A 20,752-nucleotide genomic window follows, 5' to 3' on the forward strand; every position below is an offset into this window, starting at 1 on the left:
CGAAAGGGTTCGACGACGGCTGTTTTTCGCCCTCCCCCATGCCGTTCGGCTTGCGGCAAAAAAAGAAGAAGGCGGTCGTCCCCGCCTTCTTTCTCCATTTCGCTTACGACAGGCCGAGCCGGCGTTCGACGCGATCGAGGCGGCTTTCCACCCGGTCGAGCCGGCGGTCGAGCCGTTCGACGGCCCGCTCAAGCCGTTCGATGCGCCGCGCCCAGTTGGCGAATGGCCCGCCTGGGTATCCGGGCCAAAATTGGCTGGCTGGCGGCTGTTGACGGTAATCATCCAACGTTGGGACATAATAGTAATATTCATTCATCGGTAAATCCCCCTTCTTGATGTTTCCTTCACAGTGTATGGGGGGAAGGCGGAAGCGGACTAGATGAACGCCTAATGAAGGCCATTTTTTTAGGAGGGAGATTTGTGGAGCTGCGCATTGACAAGCTGCTCGCCCATATGGGGTATGGGACGAGGAAGGAAGTGAAAAAGCTGCTCAAGTCCGGAGCGGTGAAAGTGGACGGCGCGCCGGTTCGTGATGCGAAAACGAAAGTGCGGACGGATGAGCAAATCGTGACCGTTTGGGGAGAAACGGTCGAGTACAAGCCATTCATTTACTTGATGATGAATAAGCCTTCGGGGGTCGTTTCCGCGACGGAAGATGCCGTGGAAGAGACGGTCGTCGATTTGCTTGAAGAAGAAGACCGGGCGTTTTCCCCGTTTCCGGTCGGGCGGCTTGACAAAGATACGGAAGGGCTGCTGCTCTTGACGAATGACGGCCAGCTCGCCCATCAGCTGTTGTCGCCGAAAAAACACGTGCCGAAAACGTATTTTGCCGTCGTGGACGGGGAAGTGACGGAAGCGGATGTCGCGGCGTTTCAGCGCGGCGTCGTCCTTGATGACGGCTATGAAACAAAACCGGCCAAGCTCGTTGTGTTGAAATCCGGCCTTCGTTCCGATGTCGAGGTGACGATCACCGAAGGGAAGTTCCATCAAGTGAAGCGGATGTTTCAAGCGGTCGGCAAGCGGGTCGTCTATTTAAAACGAATTCAAATGGGGCCGCTCGCCCTTGACCCGGATTTGGAGGTCGGTGAGTATCGGGAATTGACGGACGAAGAGGTGGACATGTTGAAGCAATACCGGCCAGAGACGGACGAAAAAAAAGGAACCTGACGCGGTTCCTTTTTTATGGAAAAATAGTGGATATTCATCTGCGGAAAAATGGTTCGCGTTCATCTCCCATCTTGCCTACCCTATTGGCACCGGGTTTACGAAGAGATGCGCACTTTTTTGTTTGTGGTCGTCCATTTGCCCTTGCTTGGGCTGAGAACGAGATCGTTGTACATAAGCACGTTTAAGTCGCGCTGGATCGTTCGTGGGGTGGTGCCGAACTCATCAACAAGCTCTTGGGTCGTAACCGTTCCTTTTTCGCTAATGTACATATACACGGATTTGATGCGGGTAAGCATCCGATGTGTTGAAGGTTTCAAAAGACCACTCCCTATCTTAGCATCATTCGCATGGCACAACCGACTGCTAGCAGATGAGAGATGTCTTTGTCTGTTTACTACCATTGTACACGAAATGAGGGGGAAAATGCTACCCGGTTGCCTCTATTCACGAAAAATTTCAACATTTTGTCATGAAACGGAAATCGATTTGCAACGAATGAAACATTTTGACTTCCTGTTTTTGATATGATACGTTGGCAACAAAGGGTGTTGAATAAGGAAAGGAAGAATGGCGTTGAACATCGACTGGATGAACGAAGCGAAGAAACGAAAAGACGATCTTGTCCGCGACGTGAAAGCGCTTGTCCGCATTCCGAGCGTCCGCGATGACGGCGGGGCGAAACCGGGGGCGCCGTTTGGCCCGAAGGTGGCGGAGGCGCTCGATTACATGTTAACTCGCGGTCAAGAAGAAGGATTTCGCATTAAAAACGTCGACGGCTATGCCGGTCATATCGAAATGGGAGAAGGGGAGAAGCTCATCGGCGTGCTCGGCCATCTGGACGTCGTGCCGGCAGGGGACGGCTGGTCCGTTGATCCGTTTGCTGCTGAGGTCAAGGATGGCCGCCTTTACGGGCGCGGGGCGATCGATGACAAAGGGCCGACCGTCGCGGCGTTTTACGCCTTGAAAATCGTCAAAGAACTCGGCTTGCCGCTCCGCAAGCGGGTGCGGCTTATCCTCGGCGGCGACGAGGAAAGCGATTGGCGTTGCGTCGCTCATTATTTTCAGCGGGAAGAAATGCCGGATGTCGGGTTTGCGCCGGATGCTGATTTTCCGATCATTCATGCCGAAAAAGGAATCATTGACGCCGATTTGTCGTACCGACCGCCTGAATCGACGGAGGCGGAAGGGCTCGCGCTTGTCTCATTCCAAGCCGGGCGCCGCTACAATATGGTGCCGGATGCGGCCGAAGCGGTGGTGGAAGGAGCGGGACGGACGGAGGAGCTGCTTGGCCTCTATGAACAGTTTTGCCGAGAGCGCGGCGTAAAGGGGAGCATGAGGCAAAGCGAAGGGGCCGTCGTCTTTCAATTGGAAGGGGTGTCCGCTCATGGCGCTGAGCCGGAGCGCGGCAAAAACGCCGGCGTCTATTTGGCGCAGTTTTTGGCGTCGCTTCCGCTCGATGGCCGAAGCCGGCCGTTCGTTCAGTTTGTGACCTCCGCCTTTTTCGGCGATGCCCGCGGCCGGCGGCTCGGCCTTGCGTATCGGGACGAACAAAGCGGCGACTTGACCGTCAACGTCGGGGTGCTGTCGTATGACCGGCGGCATGGCGGAACGATTGGGCTGAACATCCGCTATCCGGTGACGGCCGACGGCGACGCGATCCGCCGGACGCTCGCCGGCGCTGCGGCTGAACATGGATTCGCGCTCAGCCGTTTCAGCGATACGAAACCTCATTATATCGATCCGAGCCACGAGCTTGTCCGCACGCTTCAGCGCGTCTACGAAGAGCAGACGGGCGAGCCGGCCCGGCTTTTGGCCATCGGCGGCGGCACATACGCCCGCGCCTTGACCGCCGGGGTGGCGTTTGGCGCGTTGTTTCCGGGCCGTCCGGATGTCGCCCACCAGAAAGATGAGTATATCGAAATCGACGATTTGGTGAAAGCGACCGCCATTTACGCGCAGGCGATCTACGAGCTGGCGAAATAAACGGCGGTCCGCCGCTCCGGCGAAAAAGAGAGCGGGGCGGGCGTTGTTTTAACGAAAGGGGGGGACGGGATGGGAGCGGCGTTCAAACGGGGGACGGCAGCGCGAAAAACGGTGTTTCCGCTCTTTTACTTTCTCATCTTTTTTGCTTTTGGCGCGTTGTTTCCGCTTTTGTCCGTCTATTTGCAGGAAGAGGCGCGCCTTTCGGGGGCGGCGATCGGCTGGATCATGTCTCTTCCTCCGATCGTGACGATGGCGGCCCAGCCGCTTTGGGGCACGGCGGCCGATTACACGCGCAAACCGGTCGGCCTTTTGCTGGTAGCGCTCGTTCTGGCGGCGCTGTTTGGGGTCATGTATGCGCTCGCCGGCAGCTATCGGCTGTTTGTTGTGCTCACCGTGCTGCTGTCAGCGATGCAAAGCGCCATCGTTCCGCTTTCCGACAGCCTCGCCCTTCGCCATGTGCACGAACAGGGAGGAAACTACGGGGCGATCCGGCTGTGGGGGTCGCTTGGGTTTGCGATGGCGGTGCTGGCCGTCGGCTGGCTGTCTGATCATATCGCCTTTGCGGTCATTTTTTACGCCTTTTCGTTGGCGCTGCTCACTGCGGCGGCTTTGGCCACCCGCCTGCCGCGCTATCCGATGGGGGCGCCGGGGGCGCTGACGCGGCAGGACGTGCGCGGGCTGCTGGCGTCCCGCCCGTTTCGGCTGCTGCTTGTGGCGACGTTTTTATTGTTTGGCCCGATTTTGGCCAACAATTCGTATTTCGGGTTGCTCATTCATGAGCTGGGCGGGACGTTGACCGGCATTGGCCTTGCTTTTTTGTTTGCCGCCGGCAGCGAGGCGCCGTTTATGAAAGCGGCGGATCGGCTCATCGGCCGTTTCGGCATGGTGCGGCTTCTTCTATTGGCGGCGCTCATCTCGGCGGCTCGCTGGCTGGCGTATGCGGCCGACCCGCCGCTTTGGTTTGTGTATATGACGACGGTCGTGCAAGGCTGTTCGGTCGGTCTGGCGATCCCGACGGCGCTGCAATATGCGCGCCGCCTGGCGCCGGAGCGGGTGCAGTCGACGGCGGTGGCGTTATACTCAGCGGTCGGCAACGGCCTTGGCGCGTGGTTTTGCACGTTGGTGGGTGGATATTTGCTTGAGCGTTGGCAGATCGGCGCTGTCTACTTGTTTTTTAGCATCTGCACGATCGTGGGTGTGCTCGTGCTCCTTTTGCTCGCAAAACGAGAACGAACGGCAGGTGAAGAGAAGTGAAACGAAGCCATTATTTTATCGCTGTTCCGCTGACGTCTGAAGCGAAACAAGCCATTGCCCGATTTTCGGGGGATGCGTCGTCATCGCTGCCGTTTCGCACATGGGTGCATGAAGAGGATTATCATATCACCCTCGCGTTTTTAGGCGATGTGCCGCCGGGGAAAATGGCGCCGCTGTGTGAAGCGATGGCCGCCGTCGCCGCCAAAAGCGCCCCGTTTTCCCTCGCGCTTGCCGGACTGGGGACGTTCGGGGAGCGGACGGCGCCGCGCATTTTTTGGCAAGGGGTGAAAGAGGAGGCTGCGTTGAACGAGCTGCGACGCGATGTGTATGAAGCGTGCCTTGCGCTCGGCTTTTCCCTCGACCGGCGGCCGTTTGCCCCGCATATTACGATCGCCCGCAAATGGCAGGGCGAGGCGCCGTTTCAGCCGGAGGCGCTCCGTTCGCTTCCAGCCGCTTCGACGGTGTTTTCGGTGCCGGAAATCGTGCTGTACCGGACGAATATGGAGAAAACGCCGAAATACGAGACGATCGCCGCGTTCCCGTTGCTTGGCGCGCCGGACGGCCGGAGCGGGTGAAGGCATGGGGCAGCTTTTGAAGCTGCGGGATTATATTTCCCGCTATGAAACGGATGTGTATCATTATGTGCCGGAGTTTATCCGGCTGAAACAATGGCAATGGGAGCAGGCGAAAGCGCGTTGGGAGGCGGAGCGGGACGCCGATGGCGCGCGGCGGGAACCGGGAGAAACGTGGGACTTTTTGCTTGACAAGCCGTCATGGTGGGAGCGGCTCATCGGCCGCTGGCGCCGCGGCCCGGAGCCGGAGATGGACGAAGAATGGCCGCCCGCCCCGTCTTTGAGCCGGGCGGCCACCCTCGATGAGCTGAAGCGGCAGTTTCTTGACGATTTGTTTGAGCTCCAGCTGAGATGGGCGAGTTCAACGATGACGCACATCTCTTTTGTGGATGAAGCATGGTACGGCGATGAAAGGTTGAAATATTTTTTGCAGCGGTTTCCGGACACCTATTTATGTTTTTACCGGCCAGTCGCGGCAGCCGGCAAGGCGGCCGTCGAGCTTGAGACGATTTTGTTGACGCCGGCGGCCGCTTGGTGTCTCGCGTTTGTCGAAGGGGAGCCGGACAACGTCGTCATCGCCTCCACCGGCCGGTTTTGGGTGGAACGCGCCGGAGCGGACACAGTGAAGCGGGTCAACCCGGTTATCTCGCTGCGGCGGACGGAAGGAATCGTTTCGGACATTTTCCGCCGGCACGGTGTGGAGTGGCCGATCCAACTGGCGGTTGTCAACCGCTATGGCTACATTGACAGTGGCCATCTCTTTCCATTTGTCCGCTATATCGATAAGCGAAACTATGAATCATGGTTTTCCCGCCTGCGCGGCTCGGCCCTGCCGCTTCGGCACGGGCAGCTGAAGGCGGCTGAAGCACTGCTCAGGCATTGCATCAGCTTTTCGAGCCGCCGTTATGACGGGAATAGCGGCGTTGATGAGTGGCAACAATAGAATCATGTGTGCATCGATGGGGCGACCGGCCGTTTTTTTGGCACCGCCCTTTTTCTTTTGCGTATGATAGTACTAACGGGAGGCAAAAAAAGGGGGTGAACCGCGATGCTTCACATCAGCAGAACGTTTGCCGCCTATTTGGACGAGATCGATCAAATAACAGTGATCGTGCCGAAAGCGCTCTGCCTCGACAACATGGAGCCGTTTGTGATGACGGCGCCAAGCGGAGAAGACATCCCGCTTGTGGTGCAACAAAAGGAGGACTTGGGCGATGCGGTCAAATATGTGTGCTGGTTTTCGGTGCCGTTTCAATTTGGAGAGACGCATTGGATTCGCGCCCGCTCCGGGGAGGATTCCGATGTGCAAATCGGGGCGGTGGTGCGGACGGCAGCGTTTGATGACCAGTTTTTTTACGACGGAAAGCTTGGCGTGGAGTATGCGAAAGAGCAGACGATCTTCCGCGTTTGGGCGCCGACGGCCACTGCCGTGAGCGTCAAGCTCGTCCATCCAGACCATGGCGATGTCCGCTATGTGCCGCTTGTGCGCGGGGAGCGCGGCGTCTGGTCGGTGGCCGTCTCCGGGGACTGGGAGCGGGCGCGCTATATGTATGTCGCCTGCATCAACCGCGTCTGGCGCGAGGCGGTTGACCCGTATGCGACCGCTGTCTCGGTCAACGGAGAGTATGGCGTGATCGTAGATTGGGAAAAAACGAAGCTGGCCAAGCCTGCTCCGCCGCTTCCGCCATGCCCGTCGCCGACCGATGCCGTCATTTACGAGCTGAGCATCCGCGATTTTACGAGCCATCCCGACAGCGGCGCCGTCTGGAAAGGAAAATACCTCGGGTTGACGGAGGAACATACGCGCGGGCCGAACGGGACCGTCACTGGGCTTTCCTATTTGAAGGAGCTGGGCGTCACCCATGTCCAGCTCATGCCGTTTGCCGATTTCGCCGGGGTCGATGAGCGCGATCCACAAGCGGCCTACAACTGGGGATACAATCCACTTCATCTATATGCGCCGGAAGGAAGCTATGCCACCGATCCGCATGACCCATACGCGCGCATTGTCGAGCTGAAGCAGGCGATCCGCGCGCTGCAGGAGAACGGCTTGCGCGTCGTGATGGACGCGGTGTACAACCATGTGTACGACCGGGAGCAGTCGCCGCTTGAGAAGCTTGTTCCCGGCTATTACTTCCGCTATGACGCCTACGGCCGGCCGGCCAACGGCACCGGTGTCGGCAACGATATCGCCTCCGAGCGGCGGATGGCGCGCCGCTGGATTGTCGATTCAGTGGTGTTTTGGGCGAAAGAGTACGGCATAAACGGGTTTCGTTTTGATTTGATGGGCGTGCATGATATCGAAACGATGAAGTCGGTGCGCGACGCGCTCGATGCGATCGACCCGTCCATTCTCGTCTATGGGGAAGGCTGGGACTTGCCGACGCCGCTCGCTCCGGAGCAAAAAGCGACGATGGCGAACGCCAAGCGGCTGCCGCGCCTTGCCTATTTCTAGGAGGTTTGTTTGGCAAGAAAAATGTTTGCATGCCGGGGTTGTATTTCAGTATAATACAAGTAACATGGACGGAAGCAGGCTGCGGGATGGCCGTCCTTTTTATTTGTACTTTAAGTCGCAGGTGAACATGCTTTGGAACAGTTACTAGGTAAGGAGTGGGCGATCACTCCGGCTGGCGGTGCAACAGGGGATGCGTATTTTGCGGAATATGAGGGAAAGAAGCTGTTTTTGAAACGGAATTCTTCCCCGTTTCTTGCCGTGCTGTCTGCCGAGGGCATCGTCCCGAAGCTCGTATGGACGAAACGGCTGGAAAACGGCGATGTGTTTACGGCTCAGCAATGGCTGAACGGGCGGGAACTGAAGCCGCATGAAATGAAGAGCAGGCAGGTGGCGGCGCTGCTGAAGAAAATTCACGGCTCGAAAGAACTCGTGACGATGCTTCAGCGGCTTGGCAAAACGCCGCTGCACCCTAAGGCGATGTTCGCTGCGCTCGCTGAGCAGCAGAGGCGCCATCCGCTCGGTTCGGCGGCCGTTTCCGAAGCGCTCGGCTGGCTTGAGCTGCGCGTCCCGCTCCTGCCGGCTGATCAATATGTCGTTTGCCACTGTGACATCAATCATAACAATTGGCTGCTTGCCGATGACGGCACGTTGTACTTGATCGATTGGGATGGGGCGGTCATTGCGGATCCGGCCATTGACATCGGCACACTGCTTCATCTATACATTCCACGCGCCGAATGGGAAGCGTGGCTGCGCGAGTATGGGTTGGCGTGGACGGAGGAGCTTGGCCTCCGCCTGAAGTGGTATACGATCGCCCATACGCTTTACTCGCTGTTTTGGCCGAAGGGAAAGGACTGGAAAAAAGAAAAGGAGCAGTCGCTCCAGTTTTTGCACCGTGTGTTGTCCGACCCGCTTTGACGTGCACCGAAGCGGCAGCGCAAAGCGCGGCGGTTTGGCGCCGCCCCCTGTTCAGGAGAGCTCGTTCACCCAGTCGGCGAGCTGGCTTTGATGAGCGGAAATGTGGGCGCTTAAATCGGCGCTGTATTTTCCGTCTTGGCCGTAGGCGTAAATGTTCGGAAGAATTTGCTTGACATGGGCGTTCACTTCGCTATTGGCAAGCAGCGACTTTACAAGCCGCTCAATTTGTTCACATTCGGAGACGGTTCCGCAGCAATCAAGTTGATGTTCGGATAAAATATCGCGGAGCACGGTCAATTGGTCGTTATGGTCGAGCGTCATGTCGATCACCATCCTTCAAGCAAAGCTGTACGTTGTTAATATGCCCGGGCGCAGCAGCGTTTATGCCCGGGCGTTTGCTTCTTTGGGCGCGACTATGATATCGTCAAACTGACAAATTCAACGAGGCAGAGGTGTCCGTATGCGTTTGCGCAACAAACCGTGGGCGAAAGACAAAATCGCCGCTTATCCGCATTACGTCATTCCCGACCCGGAAGCGAGGCGTGGGCGATGGCGCGAACTGTTCGGCAACGAGCGGCCGATCCATATTGAAATCGGCACGGGGAAAGGGAAATTTATCACCGAAATGGCGAAGCTTCATCCTGATCTCAATTTCATTGGCATCGAGCTGTATCCGAGCGTGCTCGTATCAGCGCTTGACAAGCTGATTGAGAGCGAGCTGCCGAACGTGCGGCTGCTCAATGCCAATGCGAAAGACCTCGGCACATTTTTTGCCGACGGGGAAGTCTCCCGCATTTATTTGAATTTTTCCGATCCGTGGCCAAAAAAGCGGCACGAGAAGCGGCGGCTTACATATCGGGATTTTTTGGCGCTTTATGAACGCATTTTAACGGAAGACGGCGACATTCATTTGAAAACGGACAACCAGTCGTTTTTTGAATACTCGCTCGTCAGCTTGTCGCAATACGGCTTTGTGCTCGCGGCGGTTCAGCTCGATTTGCATCGGAGCGATGTCGAAGGCAATGTGATGACCGAATACGAGGAGAAGTTTTCCGCTAAAGGCAACCGCATTTACCGCTGCGAGGCGGTGCGCCCGCGGCGGGCGTAGCCGCAAACGGAAGAGCCCCAACAGGCGGGGCTCTTTTTTGTTTTACGAAAAGCCGACAGGGGCGGACGCTGCGCTGCCGCGACCAAGAGGGCACGATGCCGGCCCAGTCTGCGAACATCAAAGCGGATGAGCGTTTCCGGCCTTACAAAAAAAGGCAGTGTCCCAAAAGGATCGGGACACCCCCTTTCGTTTTTATATATACACCGATCGCTTCTTCCGCGCTATATTTTGTGTCTATCCTGAAGACAGACAGCCTTTTGGGTCAGCCCCGCTCAAACGGAAACATGTTGCACCACACCGATTTTCATCCCGTTTTTGGTCATCGATATGATCGTCGGCTCAAACAGAAAAATGTTGAACCGCATCGGTTCACCCACGGAACACCGCCGTTTTCCCCATCGGTTTAGAACGGAACGGCGGGGCGGTTTTTTTCTTTCTCGATTATGAAGAAAATGGTACACTAAGGAAGGGGGAGATGGACATGGAACAGCTGAAAATCGGGCAAATCACCTTGACGTGGCTGAACGGAGGCGTCACTCACCTGGACGGCGGGGCGATGTTTGGCGTCGTTCCGAAGCCGCTTTGGTCGAAAAAGTATCCGCCAAACGACAACAACCAGATTGAGCTGCGCACCGACCCGATTTTGGTTGAAGCGGGCGGCAAGCGGCTGCTCATTGAGTCCGGCATCGGCAACGGCAAGCTGACCGACAAACAAAAGCGCAACTTCGGCGTCACCGAAGAATCGTCGCTCGATGAATCGCTTGCCGCGCTTGGGCTTGCGCGCTGCGACATTGACATTGTCATCATGACGCATCTTCATTTTGACCATGCGTGCGGCTTGACAGTGTGGGAAGACGGGCGGCTCGTGCCGGCGTTTCCGCGGGCGGCGGTCATCGTGTCGGATGTTGAGTGGGATGAGATGCGAAATCCGAACATTCGTTCACGAAATACGTATTGGAAAGAAAACTGGGAACCGATCGCCGAACAAGTCGTTCCGTTTGCGAAAGAGACCGAAGTCGTTCCGGGAATCCGCCTTATACATACCGGCGGCCACAGCGCCGGCCATGCGATCGTGGTGATCGAATCAGACGGGGAGATGGCGATTCATCTTGGCGATTTGCTCGGGACGCACGCCCATCAAAACGTGCTTTGGGTGATGGCGTACGACGACTACCCGATGGATTCCATTTTTGCCAAACAGCGATGGATCCCGTACGGCATGGAGCGAAACGCCTGGTTTACGTTTTACCACGACGCTTATTACCGGGCGGTGAAATGGCAGGCGGACGGCGCGATCGCCGCAGCGGTGAAGCGGAACCGGCCGTCGCTATAACGGTTTGGCCTCGATGACCGCGCCGGTGTAGGCGTTGACGAAAAATTCCGCGTCCCCGTCATCGCGGCAAACGCCGCCGCGGTAAACAGTGTACGTCAACCCGTTTTTCTCATACTGCTCCGGCGCAACTTGAATCCATGAACCGCGAATGGGGAGCGGTCCGCCGAGCGCGCGTTTCGCCATCGCGAGCGCTTGTTCCGGCGCGAGAAGCGTCGGCTTTGCGGCGGCGCGGACGGCGCAGATGGCGGCGGCGCCCACTGCGGCGCCAACGATCCATTTTTTCCAAGCCATGCGTTCGGTCCTCCTTTTGCCTTGATACGGTTTAGTATAGCCGATTTTGGCGAAATAGGTAAGCAGAACGGGAAAAGGAACTGAAAACAGAAAGGAAGATAGGCGATGAATGAAGAAACGCTCCAATTGTTTCAGACGTTGACCGAGCTGCCGGGGGCGCCGGGCTATGAACATCCGGTGCGCCAGTTTATGCGCCAAGAGCTGGCGAAGTATGCCGACGAAGTGGTGCAAGACCGGCTCGGCAGCGTTTTCGGCGTCAAGCGCGGCGACGAAACCGGCCCGACGGTGATGGTCGCCGGTCATATGGATGAGGTCGGGTTTATGGTGACGGCGATCACCGACAACGGCATGATCCGCTTTCAAACGCTCGGCGGCTGGTGGAACCAAGTGCTGCTCGCCCAGCGCGTGCAAATTATTACGGACAACGGGCCGGTCATCGGCGTCATCGGCTCGATTCCGCCTCACCTGCTTGATGAAGAGCAGCGCAATAAGCCGATGGACCTGAAAAACATGCTCATTGACATCGGTGCGGAAAGCCGCGACGACGCGGAGCGCATCGGCATTCGCCCCGGCCAGCCGATCGTGCCGGTCAGCCCGTTTACGCCGTTGGCGAACGGGAAGACGGTGATGGCGAAGGCGTGGGACAACCGGTTTGGCTGCGGGTTGGCGATTGAACTGCTGAAAGAGCTCCAAGGCGCTGCGCTGCCGAACGTCCTGTACGCCGGCGCGACTGTGCAGGAAGAAGTCGGGCTGCGCGGGGCGCAGACGGCGGCCACGATGATCAATCCGGACATCTTCTTCGCCCTTGAGGCGAGCCCGGCGAACGATATGACCGGCGACAAGCAGGCGTTTGGCCATATCGGGAAAGGAGCGCTCGTCCGTCTGTACGACCGGACGATGATCACGCACCGCGGCATGCGCGAATTTGTGCTCGATACGGCCGAGTCGCTTGATGTGCCGTACCAATTTTTCATTTCCCCGGGCGGGGGGACAGACGCCGGGCGAGTCCATGTCGCCAACCGCGGCGTGCCATCGGCGGTGATCGGCATTTGCGCCCGCTACATTCATACGCATGCGGCGATCATTCATGTCGACGATTATGCGGCGGCGAAAGCACTCATCGTCGAGCTCGTGAAACGGTGCGACCGGGCGACGGTTGAGGCGATCCGCCAAAACAGCTAGGCAAAGAGAAACGAACGGCAGAGCGGAACAAAGGGAGGGGGAGAAGCGGCAGCTTCTCCTTTTCCATGCGAAGGAGGGCCAATGATGAAAACTGTTGCGGTCGGAACGAAAAACGAAGCGAAAGTTGCCGCCGTCCGCGCGGTGTTCGCCGCGCCGTCGTGGCGCCTTGTACCGCTGGACGTGCCCTCCGGCGTCTCCGTCCAGCCGCTGTCCGATGAAGAAACGCGGCTTGGGGCGATGAACCGCGCCAAACGGGCGCTGGACGCGGCAGGAGCGGAGATCGGCATCGGGTTGGAAGGCGGCGTGATGCGTATCGACGGGCAATGGTGGCTGTGCAATTGGGGGGCGTTGGCCGACCGAAGCGGCCTTGTTCTCACCGCGGCGGGTGCGCGCCTTGCCCTGCCGCCGGAGATCGGCGCCGGACTTGAAGCAGGAAGAGAACTCGGCGAGGTGATGGAGGAATATACGGGGCGGCGGAACATTCGCGCAAATGAAGGGGCGGTTGGCGTGCTGACGAACGGGCGCATCAAGCGTGCGGCGATGTTTTCCCACATCGTCGAGCTGCTGGCCGGCCACTATGAGTTTTTTTGCCAAAACGGACCGTTCACGGTATGATAAAAGGGAGCGGCTGACGACGCTATTATGCTAAGGAGGCAAACGAATGGACAGCCGGCAAATGTACGAGACGATTAAGAAGCGTCTAGGCGGCCATCCGCACTGGACGTTTCGCTTTGACGCCAAGCAGGATGCGATGCGCATCGAGGATGAACGCACGAAAAAAGGCGTGACGATTTCGCTTCCCGGTGTGATCGCCAAGTGGCACGATCAAAAAGACGAAGCGGTGCGCGAAATCGTCTATTACGTGGAACAAACGCTGAAAACGATGGAAGAAGCGGCGGCGCTTTCCGGCAACGAGCGGAACATTTACCCGGTCATTCGCTCGACATCGTTTCCGACGGAGACGAAAGAAGGCGTGCCGCTTGTGCACGATGGCCATACGGCGGAAACGCGCATTTATTATGCGCTTGATTTAGGCAAAACGTACCGCTTGATCGATGAACAAATGCTGAAAGCGGAGCGGTGGAGCGCCGAGCGGGTGAAGGAAATCGCCCGTTTCAACGTCCGGTCGTTGCCGACGCCGGTGAAAGAAGACCGCGTGGCGGACAACGTGTTTTATTTTGTCAACACGAACGACGGCTATGATGCGAGCCGGTTGTTGAACGAGGCATTTTTGGCGGAAATGGAAGCGCGCATCGAAGGGACGATGGCGTTGGCCGTCCCGCATCAAGATGTGCTCATTATCGCCGATTTGCGCAACGAGGTCGGCTACGACGTTCTAGCGCAAATGACGATGAGTTTTTTTGCCGGCGGCCGCGTGCCGATTACCGCCTTATCCTTTTTGTACGAAAACGGAGAGTTAGAACCTATTTTTATTTTAGGAAAAAAACGGAGAACGTAAGGTGCAAGGAGGAATCAACCGATGAATGTATTTTACAATCGCGAAGGAATCGGCGATGTATTGCTTGTGTCGCTGAAGCCGATTCCTGCCGAAGAGCGGGCGTTTGTGAAACGAGGCGACGTCGTTCGCATTTTTTCGGAGCGGAGCGGAGAGACGGTCGGTTACAACATTTTTTCCGCTTCTTCATACCATCCGTTTTCCGGCAACGGCCCGCTCGATGTCGATGAAGAACTCGTTGGCGTCATCAATGACATTTTGGCGAAAAACGGTTTTGACGAACCGATCGAGGCTGATTTGTCGCCGAAGTTTGTCGTCGGATATGTGAAAGAAAAAACGAAGCATCCGAACGCCGACAAACTGAGCGTCTGCCAAGTCGATGTCGGCGGTGAAGTGCTGCAAATCGTCTGTGGGGCGCCGAACGTCGCCGCCGGGCAGAAAGTCGTCGTCGCCAAAATCGGCGCCGTCATGCCGAGCGGCCTTGTCATTCAGGAAAGCGAGCTGCGCGGCGTCCGGTCATCCGGCATGATTTGTTCGGCGCGCGAACTCGGGCTGCCGAACGCCCCGCAAGAAAAAGGGATTCTTGTGCTCTCCGACGAGTACGAAGTCGGCCAGCCGTTCGTGTTTTGACCGTCCCGGCGGCGTTTTTGCCGACAATGAATGAAATAGAAAGAGTGAAACGGCCGATGAAATTTTGGAAACGATGGCTTCGCATGTTCGCGGAGGAAGAAGAGAAGGAACAGCCGCCCATTCCTCAACCGGAGCGTGCAGAGGCGAAAGTGGTGTACCAATACCCGCAAGGCCGCTTTCGGTTTCCGCTCATTCCCGACGATCAGCCGCGGGAGGAACAGAAACAGCCGCAGCGGTTGGTAGACGGGGGAAGAACGCGGCCGGCCTCTGGCCGCCCGTCAGACAGCCTGGCGCGGGAAACGGCGGAAAAACGCCCGTTCCGCCCGTCCGATGTGCCGTCGCCGGTATTTGGGTATCAAAGACAGGGCGGCGAACAGCGGGGGGCAAAACGAACGCCGGTTTCCGACTTTAAGCCGGAGCAAAGCCGCTCCGCCTCTTTGGCGCCGCCCGAACAGGAAGAGAACAGCAAAGCGACCGCCCCACCGGATGAACAAGCCGCCGTTGCGGCCGGGAGCGAAACGGCAGCAGAGACTATGGCCAAGGCCGCGGAAGAAGGGGCGCCGCGATCGGATGAGCGGCAGCACGATCAGCAGGAAAGGGGCGCCGGGCAAGAGGAAGAGGAGCGGTCCGTCTTTGGCGTCGGTCCGCGGCTTGAAGAGGCGATTGAGAATGAAACGGCGGCGGAGAAGATCACCAAGGTGCTAGAAGAAGGAGCGCCGCGACCGGATGAGGGGCAACGCGGCCATGGGGCGGAGAAAGGCGCCGGACGGGAAGAAGAAGCGCGGCTGTCTTCTCCCCGTCTCGGACGGGCGCGCATCCCGTACAATGTGATGATGCTAAAGGAAGACCGGCGCAAGCTCGAGGAACGCTCGCGCCGGGACGGCTATTCGCTGCCGCCGTCTGCGTTGCTTGAGCCGCCCGGGGAGGCGGCGTCTGCTGACGAACAGTGGATTCGCGAACAATGCGCCCGCCTCGACCGGACGTTTGCGAGCTTCCATATCGGAGCGAAGGTCGTTGGGGCAACGCAAGGGCCGACGGTGACGCAGTTTGAAGTGCAGCCCGATTTGGGCGTGAAAGTAAGCAAAATTACGAGCTTGACGGACGACATTAAACTGAGTTTGGCAGCGAAAGACATTCGGATTGAAGCGCCGATTCCCGGAAAGCGGACGATCGGCATTGAAGTGCCGAACCCATCGAGCCGTCCGGTGCGGCTGCGGGAGATTTTAGACGACCGCGCCTTCCGCGAGCGCCGCTCTCCGCTCACTGTCGCCCTTGGGCTTGACATCAGCGGCGCGCCGGTCGTGACCGATATCCGCAACATGCCCCATGGTCTCATTGCCGGGGCGACCGGGTCAGGCAAAAGCGTCTGCATGAACGCTATGCTTGTCAGCATGTTGTACAAAGCCGCCCCGCATGAGGTGAAGTGGCTGCTGATTGATCCAAAAATGGTGGAGCTTGCCCCGTACAACGGCTTGCCGCATTTGCTCAGCCCGGTCATCACCGAAGCAAAAGCAGCCGCCGGGGCGCTCAAGTGGGCGGTCGGCGAAATGGAGCGGCGGTACGAGCTGTTTGTCCATGCCGGCGTGCGCGATCTTGAAAAATACAATGACCGTCTGCGTGCAAGCGGGGGAAGTGAGGCGCCGTTGCCGTACATCGTCATCGTCATCGACGAACTGGCTGATTTGATGATGGCCGCCCCGGCCGATGTCGAGGAATCGATTTGCCGCTTGGCGCAAAAGGCGCGGGCGTGCGGCATTCACTTGTTGATCGCCACGCAACGGCCGTCGGTTGACGTCATCACCGGCTTGATCAAGGCGAACATTCCGACGCGCATCGCCTTTTCTGTTTCTTCCCAAGTCGACTCGCGCACGATTTTGGATGTGAACGGCGCCGAGCGGCTGCTTGGGCGCGGCGATATGCTTTTTTTGGAAAACGGGTCAGCCAAGCCGGTGCGGTTGCAAGGCTGCTTCATTTCTGATGAAGAAATTGAGCGGGTCACCGCCCACGTGAAAGCGCAGCAAGCCCCTTCGTACATGTTCAGTCCGGACGAGTTCCGGCAAGCGGCGGCGTTCGGCGAGGAAGACGACGAGCTGTTTGACGAAGCATGCCGGTTTGTCATCGCCCAGGGAGGGGCGTCAACGTCAAGTTTGCAGCGTCATTTCCGCATCGGCTACAACCGCGCCGCCCGGCTCATCGAGATGATGGAGCATCATGGGCTCATCTCGGAAGCGCGCGGCAGCAAACCGCGCGATGTGCTGATGAGCGAGGAAGAGTGGGCGCGCTGGCGCGGGGAGCACGGAGGGCGCTCTGCCAACGGCGTTGCTTCCGGGCGGTAGTGTTTTGCCGCCGGCCGTGCTATAATGGGGAAATGAAACCGCCGGCGCGGCGGCATGAAGCAAATGGCAAAACTAGACGAATATCATATACTGTTCTACAGAGAGAAGATGGCTGGAGGGCTTAGCGATGACAGTTTACCATTTTGTTGGCATCAAAGGCACGGGAATGAGCGCGCTTGCACAAGTGCTTCATGATCTCGGTTATACAGTGCAAGGGTCGGATGTAGAAAAGTGGTTTTTTACGCAAAAGGCGCTCGAGGAACGGGGCATCCCGGTTTTGCCTTTTTCCAAAGACAATATCCGCCCAGGTTATACGGTCATTGCCGGCAACGCCTTTTCCGATACGCATGAGGAAATCGAAGCGGCCCGTCAACTCGGCGTCCCTGTCATTCGATACCACCGCTTTTTGGGCGAGCTGGCGGGGAAATTCACAAGCATCGCGGTGACCGGCTCACATGGAAAGACGACGACGACGGGCTTGCTCGCTCACGTGATGCAAGGGGCGCACCCTACGTCATATTTAATTGGGGACGGAACGGGAAGAGGGGAGCCGGGGAGCAAATACTTTGTGTTTGAGGCGTGCGAGTACCGCCGGCATTTTTTGTCCTATTTTCCCGATTATGCAATCATGACGAACATTGACTTCGACCACCCCGACTATTTTGCCAATATTGACGACGTCTTTTCCGCCTTCCAACAAATGGCGGAACAAGTGAACAAGGCGATTGTCGCCTGCGGGGATGATCCGTATTTGCCGAATCTCCAGGCGAAAGTGCCGATTTTGTTTTACGGGCTTAGCGACGAAAACGATTTTCAGGCGCGCAATATTGTCAAGACGCCCGAAGGGACGGCGTTTGACGTGTTCGTGCGCAACACGTTTTTTGCCTCTTTTTCCATCCCGCGCTTTGGCACCCATAACGTGCTGAATGCGCTCGCGGTCATCGCCCTTTGCCACTATGAAGGCATTGACGCCGGCACGATCGCCGCCCGGCTGCAGACGTTCCAAGGGGTGAAACGCCGCTTCAGCGAAAAAACGGTCGGGCGCCAGGTGTTGATTGACGATTATGCGCATCATCCGCGCGAAGTTACCGCCACATTGGAGGCGGCAAGGCAAAAATATCCGGGACGCGAGGTCGTCGCCATTTTCCAGCCGCACACGTATACGCGAACGCAGACGTTTTTGCGCGAGTTTGCCGAAAGTTTAAAGCAGGCCGACCACGTCTATTTATGCGATATTTTCGGCTCGGCGCGCGAACGCGAGGGCAAGCTGTCCATCCGCGATTTGCAGGCGCAAATTCCGCGCTCGCAGCTGCTTGAAGAAGACAACGTCGCAGTGTTGAAGCAGCATCCGGATGCAGTGTTGGTGTTTATGGGAGCCGGCGATATTCAAAAATTTCAACGGGCGTACGAACAGGCCGTTCTGTCCGCGTAGCGGCCGGCCGGGAAGCGGGCTGTGACCAAAACAGCCCGTTTTTCGTTGGGCGGCAGGAATCGAATGAGACGGCGGTGAACGTTTAAAGGCGGAGGCAAACGGGTACAAACGGGATGAGGCGGTCCGGACGGCAAGGAGGGAAACGAAGTGGAGTGGCTTTTGTACGCGAGCGCTGCGGTGGCGGCGGCGGCGTTTTTGCTGCTTGTCGTGTACATCGCGAGGACGCTCGTCGTCCTGCAGGAAACGCTGCGCCGGCTGACGGCGGCGGTGGGCCATACGGAGGAGCAAGTGCAAGCGGTGGCCCGCGAAGTCACCGAGCTTTTGCATACGGCGAACGACATCGCCGGCGATGTGCAAAAGAAGGTGGAAAAGCTGAATAGCGCCGTCGAAGCCGTCAGTGAAGTCGGCGACGCCGTCCGCTCGTTCAACCGCGCCCTTCAGCAGACAGCCGCGGCGCTGTCGGCTCGAGCGGGCGGCGGGCGGAAAAAATGGCGCAAAACGTTGCGATGGGCAAATGTTTTGCTCGATCTAAGGGAAAAATGGAGGGAAAGGGAACGATTGCGTGAACAGGAGGGAATGCAAAATGGCGAAAAATAACGGCGGATTTTTGCTTGGGACGCTTGTCGGCGGCATCGCCGGCGCGGCGGCGGCCATGTTTTTAACAAGTGAGAAAGGACGGCAATGGCTCGCGGAATGGAGCAGCAGCGAAACGTGGGAGCCGGTGAAAACGACGGCGGCGGAATGGTTGGAAACAGCGAAAGAGAAAACGAAGGAAATCGCCGAGTTCATCCCGCTGAAAACAGCTGAGGCCCCGTCCGAAGGCGAAGAGGCAAAGACCGGTGCTGAAAAAGCGACGATCCCGATTCCGCCATCCGCTGAGCCGGCCGACCGCGAGACGCTGCAAAAGCTGTTTGAGGAAGCGGAAGCGGCGCTCGATGACGCCGAGCAAACGATGGGACACCGAAGCGGAATGGAGTGAGCAGAACGTGGGAATGGAGAAACTGGAAACCGTCGAACAGTTTGAACGCGTCAAGAAGGAAACGAACCGCTTTTTGTTCGTCAAACATAGCCTAACATGCCCGATCAGCCGAGCGGCGTTCGGCGAATGTGAAAAGTTCGCCGCCGATCACCCGGAGCTCGCGGTATATTGCCTGTACGTTCAAGAAGCGCGGCTGCTCTCGAACTACATCGCCGAGACGACCGGCGTTAAGCACGAATCGCCGCAGGCGCTTTTGTTTGAAAACGGCAAAGTCGTCTGGCACGCGTCCCATTGGGCTATTACGTACGATGCGCTGAGAACGAACATAGCCACCGCCTAGCCGCCTGTCCGCGCGACAGGCGGTTTGTTCTCCTTTTAAACTTTACCACTTAAAAGCGTTTAATCAAAAAAGCATTTTTTTCGTGACAACCGATAAGTCATCGATTATAATAAAGACTAATTACAAAACTTCGATCTTCAAAACGGGGAAGCGCCCCGAACGCAGCCGGCCGGCGGCCGCTATGGGGCGGAAACGATGCATGAAAATGGGCGAAAGGATGAGAGAAGCATGAGCAACGAACGGTTGGAGGAGCTGCGGGCAAGGGTCGATGAGATTAACCTGCAATTGTTGAAGCTGATCAACGAACGGGGGCGGCTCGTTCAAGAAATCGGCAAGATCAAAGAAGCGCAAGGAACGCACCGCTACGACCCGGTGCGCGAGCGGAAAATGCTCGACCTCATTTCCGAGCATAACGACGGTCCGTTCGAAACGTCGACGCTGCAGCACATTTTCAAGGAAATTTTCAAAGCGGCGCTCGAATTGCAAGAAGATGACCATCGGAAAGCGCTGCTTGTCTCGCGGAAAAAGCATCCAGAAAACACGATCGTCGAGGTGAAAGGAGAGCGGATCGGCGACGGCAAACAATATTTTGTCATGGGCCCGTGTGCGGTGGAAAGCTACGAGCAAGTGGCTACGGTCGCCGAAGCGGTGAAAAAACAAGGCATCAAGATGCTGCGCGGCGGTGCGTACAAACCGCGCACGTCGCCGTACGATTTCCAAGGGCTCGGCGTGGAAGGACTGAAAATTTTGAAACGGATCGCCGATGAGTTTGATTTGGCGGTCATCAGTGAAATCGTCACGCCGGCGGACATTGAAATCGCCTTGGACTATATTGACGTCATCCAAATCGGCGCCCGCAACATGCAAAACTTTGAGCTGCTTAAGGCAGCCGGCCAAGTGAATAAGCCGATTTTGCTGAAGCGCGGCTTGGCGGCGACGATCGAAGAATTCATCAACGCCGCTGAGTACATCATGTCGCAAGGAAACGGGCAGATCATTTTGTGCGAGCGCGGCATACGTACGTACGAGCGGGCGACGCGCAACACGCTCGACATTTCGGCTGTGCCGATTTTGAAGAAAGAAACGCACTTGCCGGTGTTCGTCGATGTCACCCACTCAACGGGGCGGCGCGATCTGCTCATCCCGTGCGCCAAAGCGGCCTTGGCGATCGGCGCCGACGGCGTCATGGCCGAAGTGCATCCGGACCCGGCCGTCGCCTTGTCCGATTCCGCCCAGCAAATGGACATCGCCCAATTCAACGAGTTTATGGAAGAAGTGCGCGCCTTCCAGCGCCAGTTCGTCCAAGCGTAAAGGGC

General features: G+C 57.7%; 22 protein-coding genes and 1 pseudogene. 19 read left to right on the plus strand and 4 right to left on the minus strand.

Annotated elements, in window-relative coordinates; all coding sequences use genetic code 11:
• Positions 1 to 103 precede the first annotated feature (103 nt).
• The gene (locus tag NSS88_RS12030) at positions 104 to 316 is read right to left on the minus strand and encodes a hypothetical protein (protein ID WP_033006856.1); all 213 of its coding nucleotides are present in this window, start codon (positions 314 to 316) and stop codon (positions 104 to 106) included.
• 104 nt (positions 317 to 420) lie between these two features.
• On the opposite strand from NSS88_RS12030, the gene NSS88_RS12035 reads away from it, so the two are divergent.
• On the plus strand, positions 421 to 1,167 hold the full coding sequence (locus NSS88_RS12035; protein WP_055358939.1) for a pseudouridine synthase: 747 nt from the start codon (positions 421 to 423) through the stop codon (positions 1,165 to 1,167).
• A 95-nt stretch (positions 1,168 to 1,262) separates the two neighbouring features.
• Here the strand turns inward: NSS88_RS12035 and NSS88_RS12040 are convergent, their stop codons facing one another.
• Positions 1,263 to 1,484: a DeoR family transcriptional regulator gene (locus NSS88_RS12040; protein WP_033014532.1), complete on the minus strand. Its 222-nt coding sequence runs from the start codon at positions 1,482 to 1,484 to the stop codon at positions 1,263 to 1,265.
• A gap of 250 nt (positions 1,485 to 1,734) precedes the next feature.
• On the opposite strand from NSS88_RS12040, the gene pepV reads away from it, so the two are divergent.
• From pepV to NSS88_RS12070, 6 genes and pseudogenes are all read left to right on the plus strand, one after another.
• A complete protein-coding gene (pepV, locus tag NSS88_RS12045; RefSeq protein ID WP_081106604.1) occupies positions 1,735 to 3,150 on the plus strand; it encodes a dipeptidase PepV in 1,416 nt (471 codons plus the stop codon).
• 69 nt (positions 3,151 to 3,219) lie between these two features.
• Positions 3,220 to 4,404 (plus strand): maltose permease, encoded by a 1,185-nt coding sequence (gene malA, locus NSS88_RS12050; RefSeq protein WP_055358938.1) that lies wholly within the window; start codon positions 3,220 to 3,222, stop codon positions 4,402 to 4,404.
• Entirely contained in the window at positions 4,401 to 4,979 is a 579-nt protein-coding gene (gene thpR, locus NSS88_RS12055; RefSeq protein WP_049626118.1) for an RNA 2',3'-cyclic phosphodiesterase, read from the plus strand. The genes malA and thpR overlap by 4 nt, the downstream gene beginning before the upstream one ends.
• Before the next feature lie 4 nt (positions 4,980 to 4,983).
• A complete protein-coding gene (locus tag NSS88_RS12060) occupies positions 4,984 to 5,919 on the plus strand; it encodes a hypothetical protein (RefSeq protein WP_055358937.1) in 936 nt (311 codons plus the stop codon).
• 105 nt (positions 5,920 to 6,024) lie between these two features.
• Positions 6,025 to 7,428, plus strand: a pseudogene (gene pulA / locus NSS88_RS12065) (type I pullulanase); the annotation flags it as partial.
• A gap of 135 nt (positions 7,429 to 7,563) precedes the next feature.
• Positions 7,564 to 8,349, plus strand: a complete 786-nt coding sequence (locus tag NSS88_RS12070; protein WP_055358936.1) for a phosphotransferase family protein — start codon at positions 7,564 to 7,566, stop codon at positions 8,347 to 8,349.
• 51 nt (positions 8,350 to 8,400) lie between these two features.
• Here NSS88_RS12070 and NSS88_RS12075 read toward each other — a convergent pair whose 3' ends face one another.
• The gene (locus NSS88_RS12075; protein WP_055358935.1) at positions 8,401 to 8,670 is read right to left on the minus strand and encodes a YtzH-like family protein; all 270 of its coding nucleotides are present in this window, start codon (positions 8,668 to 8,670) and stop codon (positions 8,401 to 8,403) included.
• 139 nt (positions 8,671 to 8,809) lie between these two features.
• Here NSS88_RS12075 and trmB point away from each other — a divergent pair, with 139 nt between their 5' ends.
• Entirely contained in the window at positions 8,810 to 9,457 is a 648-nt protein-coding gene (trmB, locus tag NSS88_RS12080) for a tRNA (guanosine(46)-N7)-methyltransferase TrmB (RefSeq protein ID WP_033009793.1), read from the plus strand.
• 481 nt (positions 9,458 to 9,938) lie between these two features.
• Complete coding sequence (locus NSS88_RS12085; RefSeq protein ID WP_055358934.1) at positions 9,939 to 10,790, plus strand: YtnP family quorum-quenching lactonase; 852 nt, start codon at positions 9,939 to 9,941, stop codon at positions 10,788 to 10,790.
• On the opposite strand, the gene NSS88_RS12090 is transcribed toward NSS88_RS12085, so the two are convergent.
• On the minus strand, positions 10,785 to 11,081 hold the full coding sequence (locus NSS88_RS12090) for a PepSY domain-containing protein (protein ID WP_049625016.1): 297 nt from the start codon (positions 11,079 to 11,081) through the stop codon (positions 10,785 to 10,787). The two genes, NSS88_RS12085 and NSS88_RS12090, sit on opposite strands and share 6 nt — an antisense overlap.
• A gap of 105 nt (positions 11,082 to 11,186) precedes the next feature.
• Between NSS88_RS12090 and NSS88_RS12095 the strand changes: the two genes are divergently transcribed.
• The 10 genes from NSS88_RS12095 (at position 11,187) to NSS88_RS12140 (ending at position 20,747) form a co-directional block, all read left to right on the plus strand.
• Positions 11,187 to 12,263: a M42 family metallopeptidase gene (locus NSS88_RS12095; RefSeq protein WP_044744770.1), complete on the plus strand. Its 1,077-nt coding sequence runs from the start codon at positions 11,187 to 11,189 to the stop codon at positions 12,261 to 12,263.
• 84 nt (positions 12,264 to 12,347) lie between these two features.
• Positions 12,348 to 12,878: a DUF84 family protein gene (locus NSS88_RS12100; RefSeq protein WP_033009790.1), complete on the plus strand. Its 531-nt coding sequence runs from the start codon at positions 12,348 to 12,350 to the stop codon at positions 12,876 to 12,878.
• A gap of 46 nt (positions 12,879 to 12,924) precedes the next feature.
• Positions 12,925 to 13,722: a DUF1444 domain-containing protein gene (locus tag NSS88_RS12105; RefSeq protein WP_033014510.1), complete on the plus strand. Its 798-nt coding sequence runs from the start codon at positions 12,925 to 12,927 to the stop codon at positions 13,720 to 13,722.
• A 21-nt stretch (positions 13,723 to 13,743) separates the two neighbouring features.
• A complete protein-coding gene (ytpR, locus tag NSS88_RS12110; RefSeq protein ID WP_033014508.1) occupies positions 13,744 to 14,349 on the plus strand; it encodes a YtpR family tRNA-binding protein in 606 nt (201 codons plus the stop codon).
• Between the two features lie 56 nt (positions 14,350 to 14,405).
• Positions 14,406 to 16,685, plus strand: a complete 2,280-nt coding sequence (locus NSS88_RS12115) for a DNA translocase FtsK (protein WP_341084780.1) — start codon at positions 14,406 to 14,408, stop codon at positions 16,683 to 16,685.
• A gap of 127 nt (positions 16,686 to 16,812) precedes the next feature.
• A complete protein-coding gene (murC, locus tag NSS88_RS12120) occupies positions 16,813 to 18,117 on the plus strand; it encodes a UDP-N-acetylmuramate--L-alanine ligase (protein ID WP_341084783.1) in 1,305 nt (434 codons plus the stop codon).
• A gap of 147 nt (positions 18,118 to 18,264) precedes the next feature.
• The gene (locus tag NSS88_RS12125; RefSeq protein ID WP_033014504.1) at positions 18,265 to 18,714 is read left to right on the plus strand and encodes a DUF948 domain-containing protein; all 450 of its coding nucleotides are present in this window, start codon (positions 18,265 to 18,267) and stop codon (positions 18,712 to 18,714) included.
• Positions 18,701 to 19,096 carry a hypothetical protein gene (locus tag NSS88_RS12130; protein WP_033014503.1) on the plus strand — a complete coding sequence of 132 codons (396 nt, stop codon included), beginning with the start codon at positions 18,701 to 18,703 and terminating at the stop codon, positions 19,094 to 19,096. The genes NSS88_RS12125 and NSS88_RS12130 overlap by 14 nt, the downstream gene beginning before the upstream one ends.
• Positions 19,097 to 19,103: 7 nt before the next feature.
• Positions 19,104 to 19,436 carry a bacillithiol system redox-active protein YtxJ gene (gene ytxJ / locus NSS88_RS12135; protein ID WP_033014501.1) on the plus strand — a complete coding sequence of 111 codons (333 nt, stop codon included), beginning with the start codon at positions 19,104 to 19,106 and terminating at the stop codon, positions 19,434 to 19,436.
• 228 nt (positions 19,437 to 19,664) lie between these two features.
• Positions 19,665 to 20,747, plus strand: coding sequence for a bifunctional 3-deoxy-7-phosphoheptulonate synthase/chorismate mutase (locus NSS88_RS12140; RefSeq protein WP_121649981.1), 1,083 nt, complete (start codon positions 19,665 to 19,667; stop codon positions 20,745 to 20,747).
• Positions 20,748 to 20,752 lie beyond the last annotated feature (5 nt).

The sequence above is a fragment of the Geobacillus sp. FSL W8-1251 genome (genome assembly GCF_038005945.1).
Classification (GTDB): Bacteria; Bacillota; Bacilli; order Bacillales; family Anoxybacillaceae; genus Geobacillus; species Geobacillus stearothermophilus.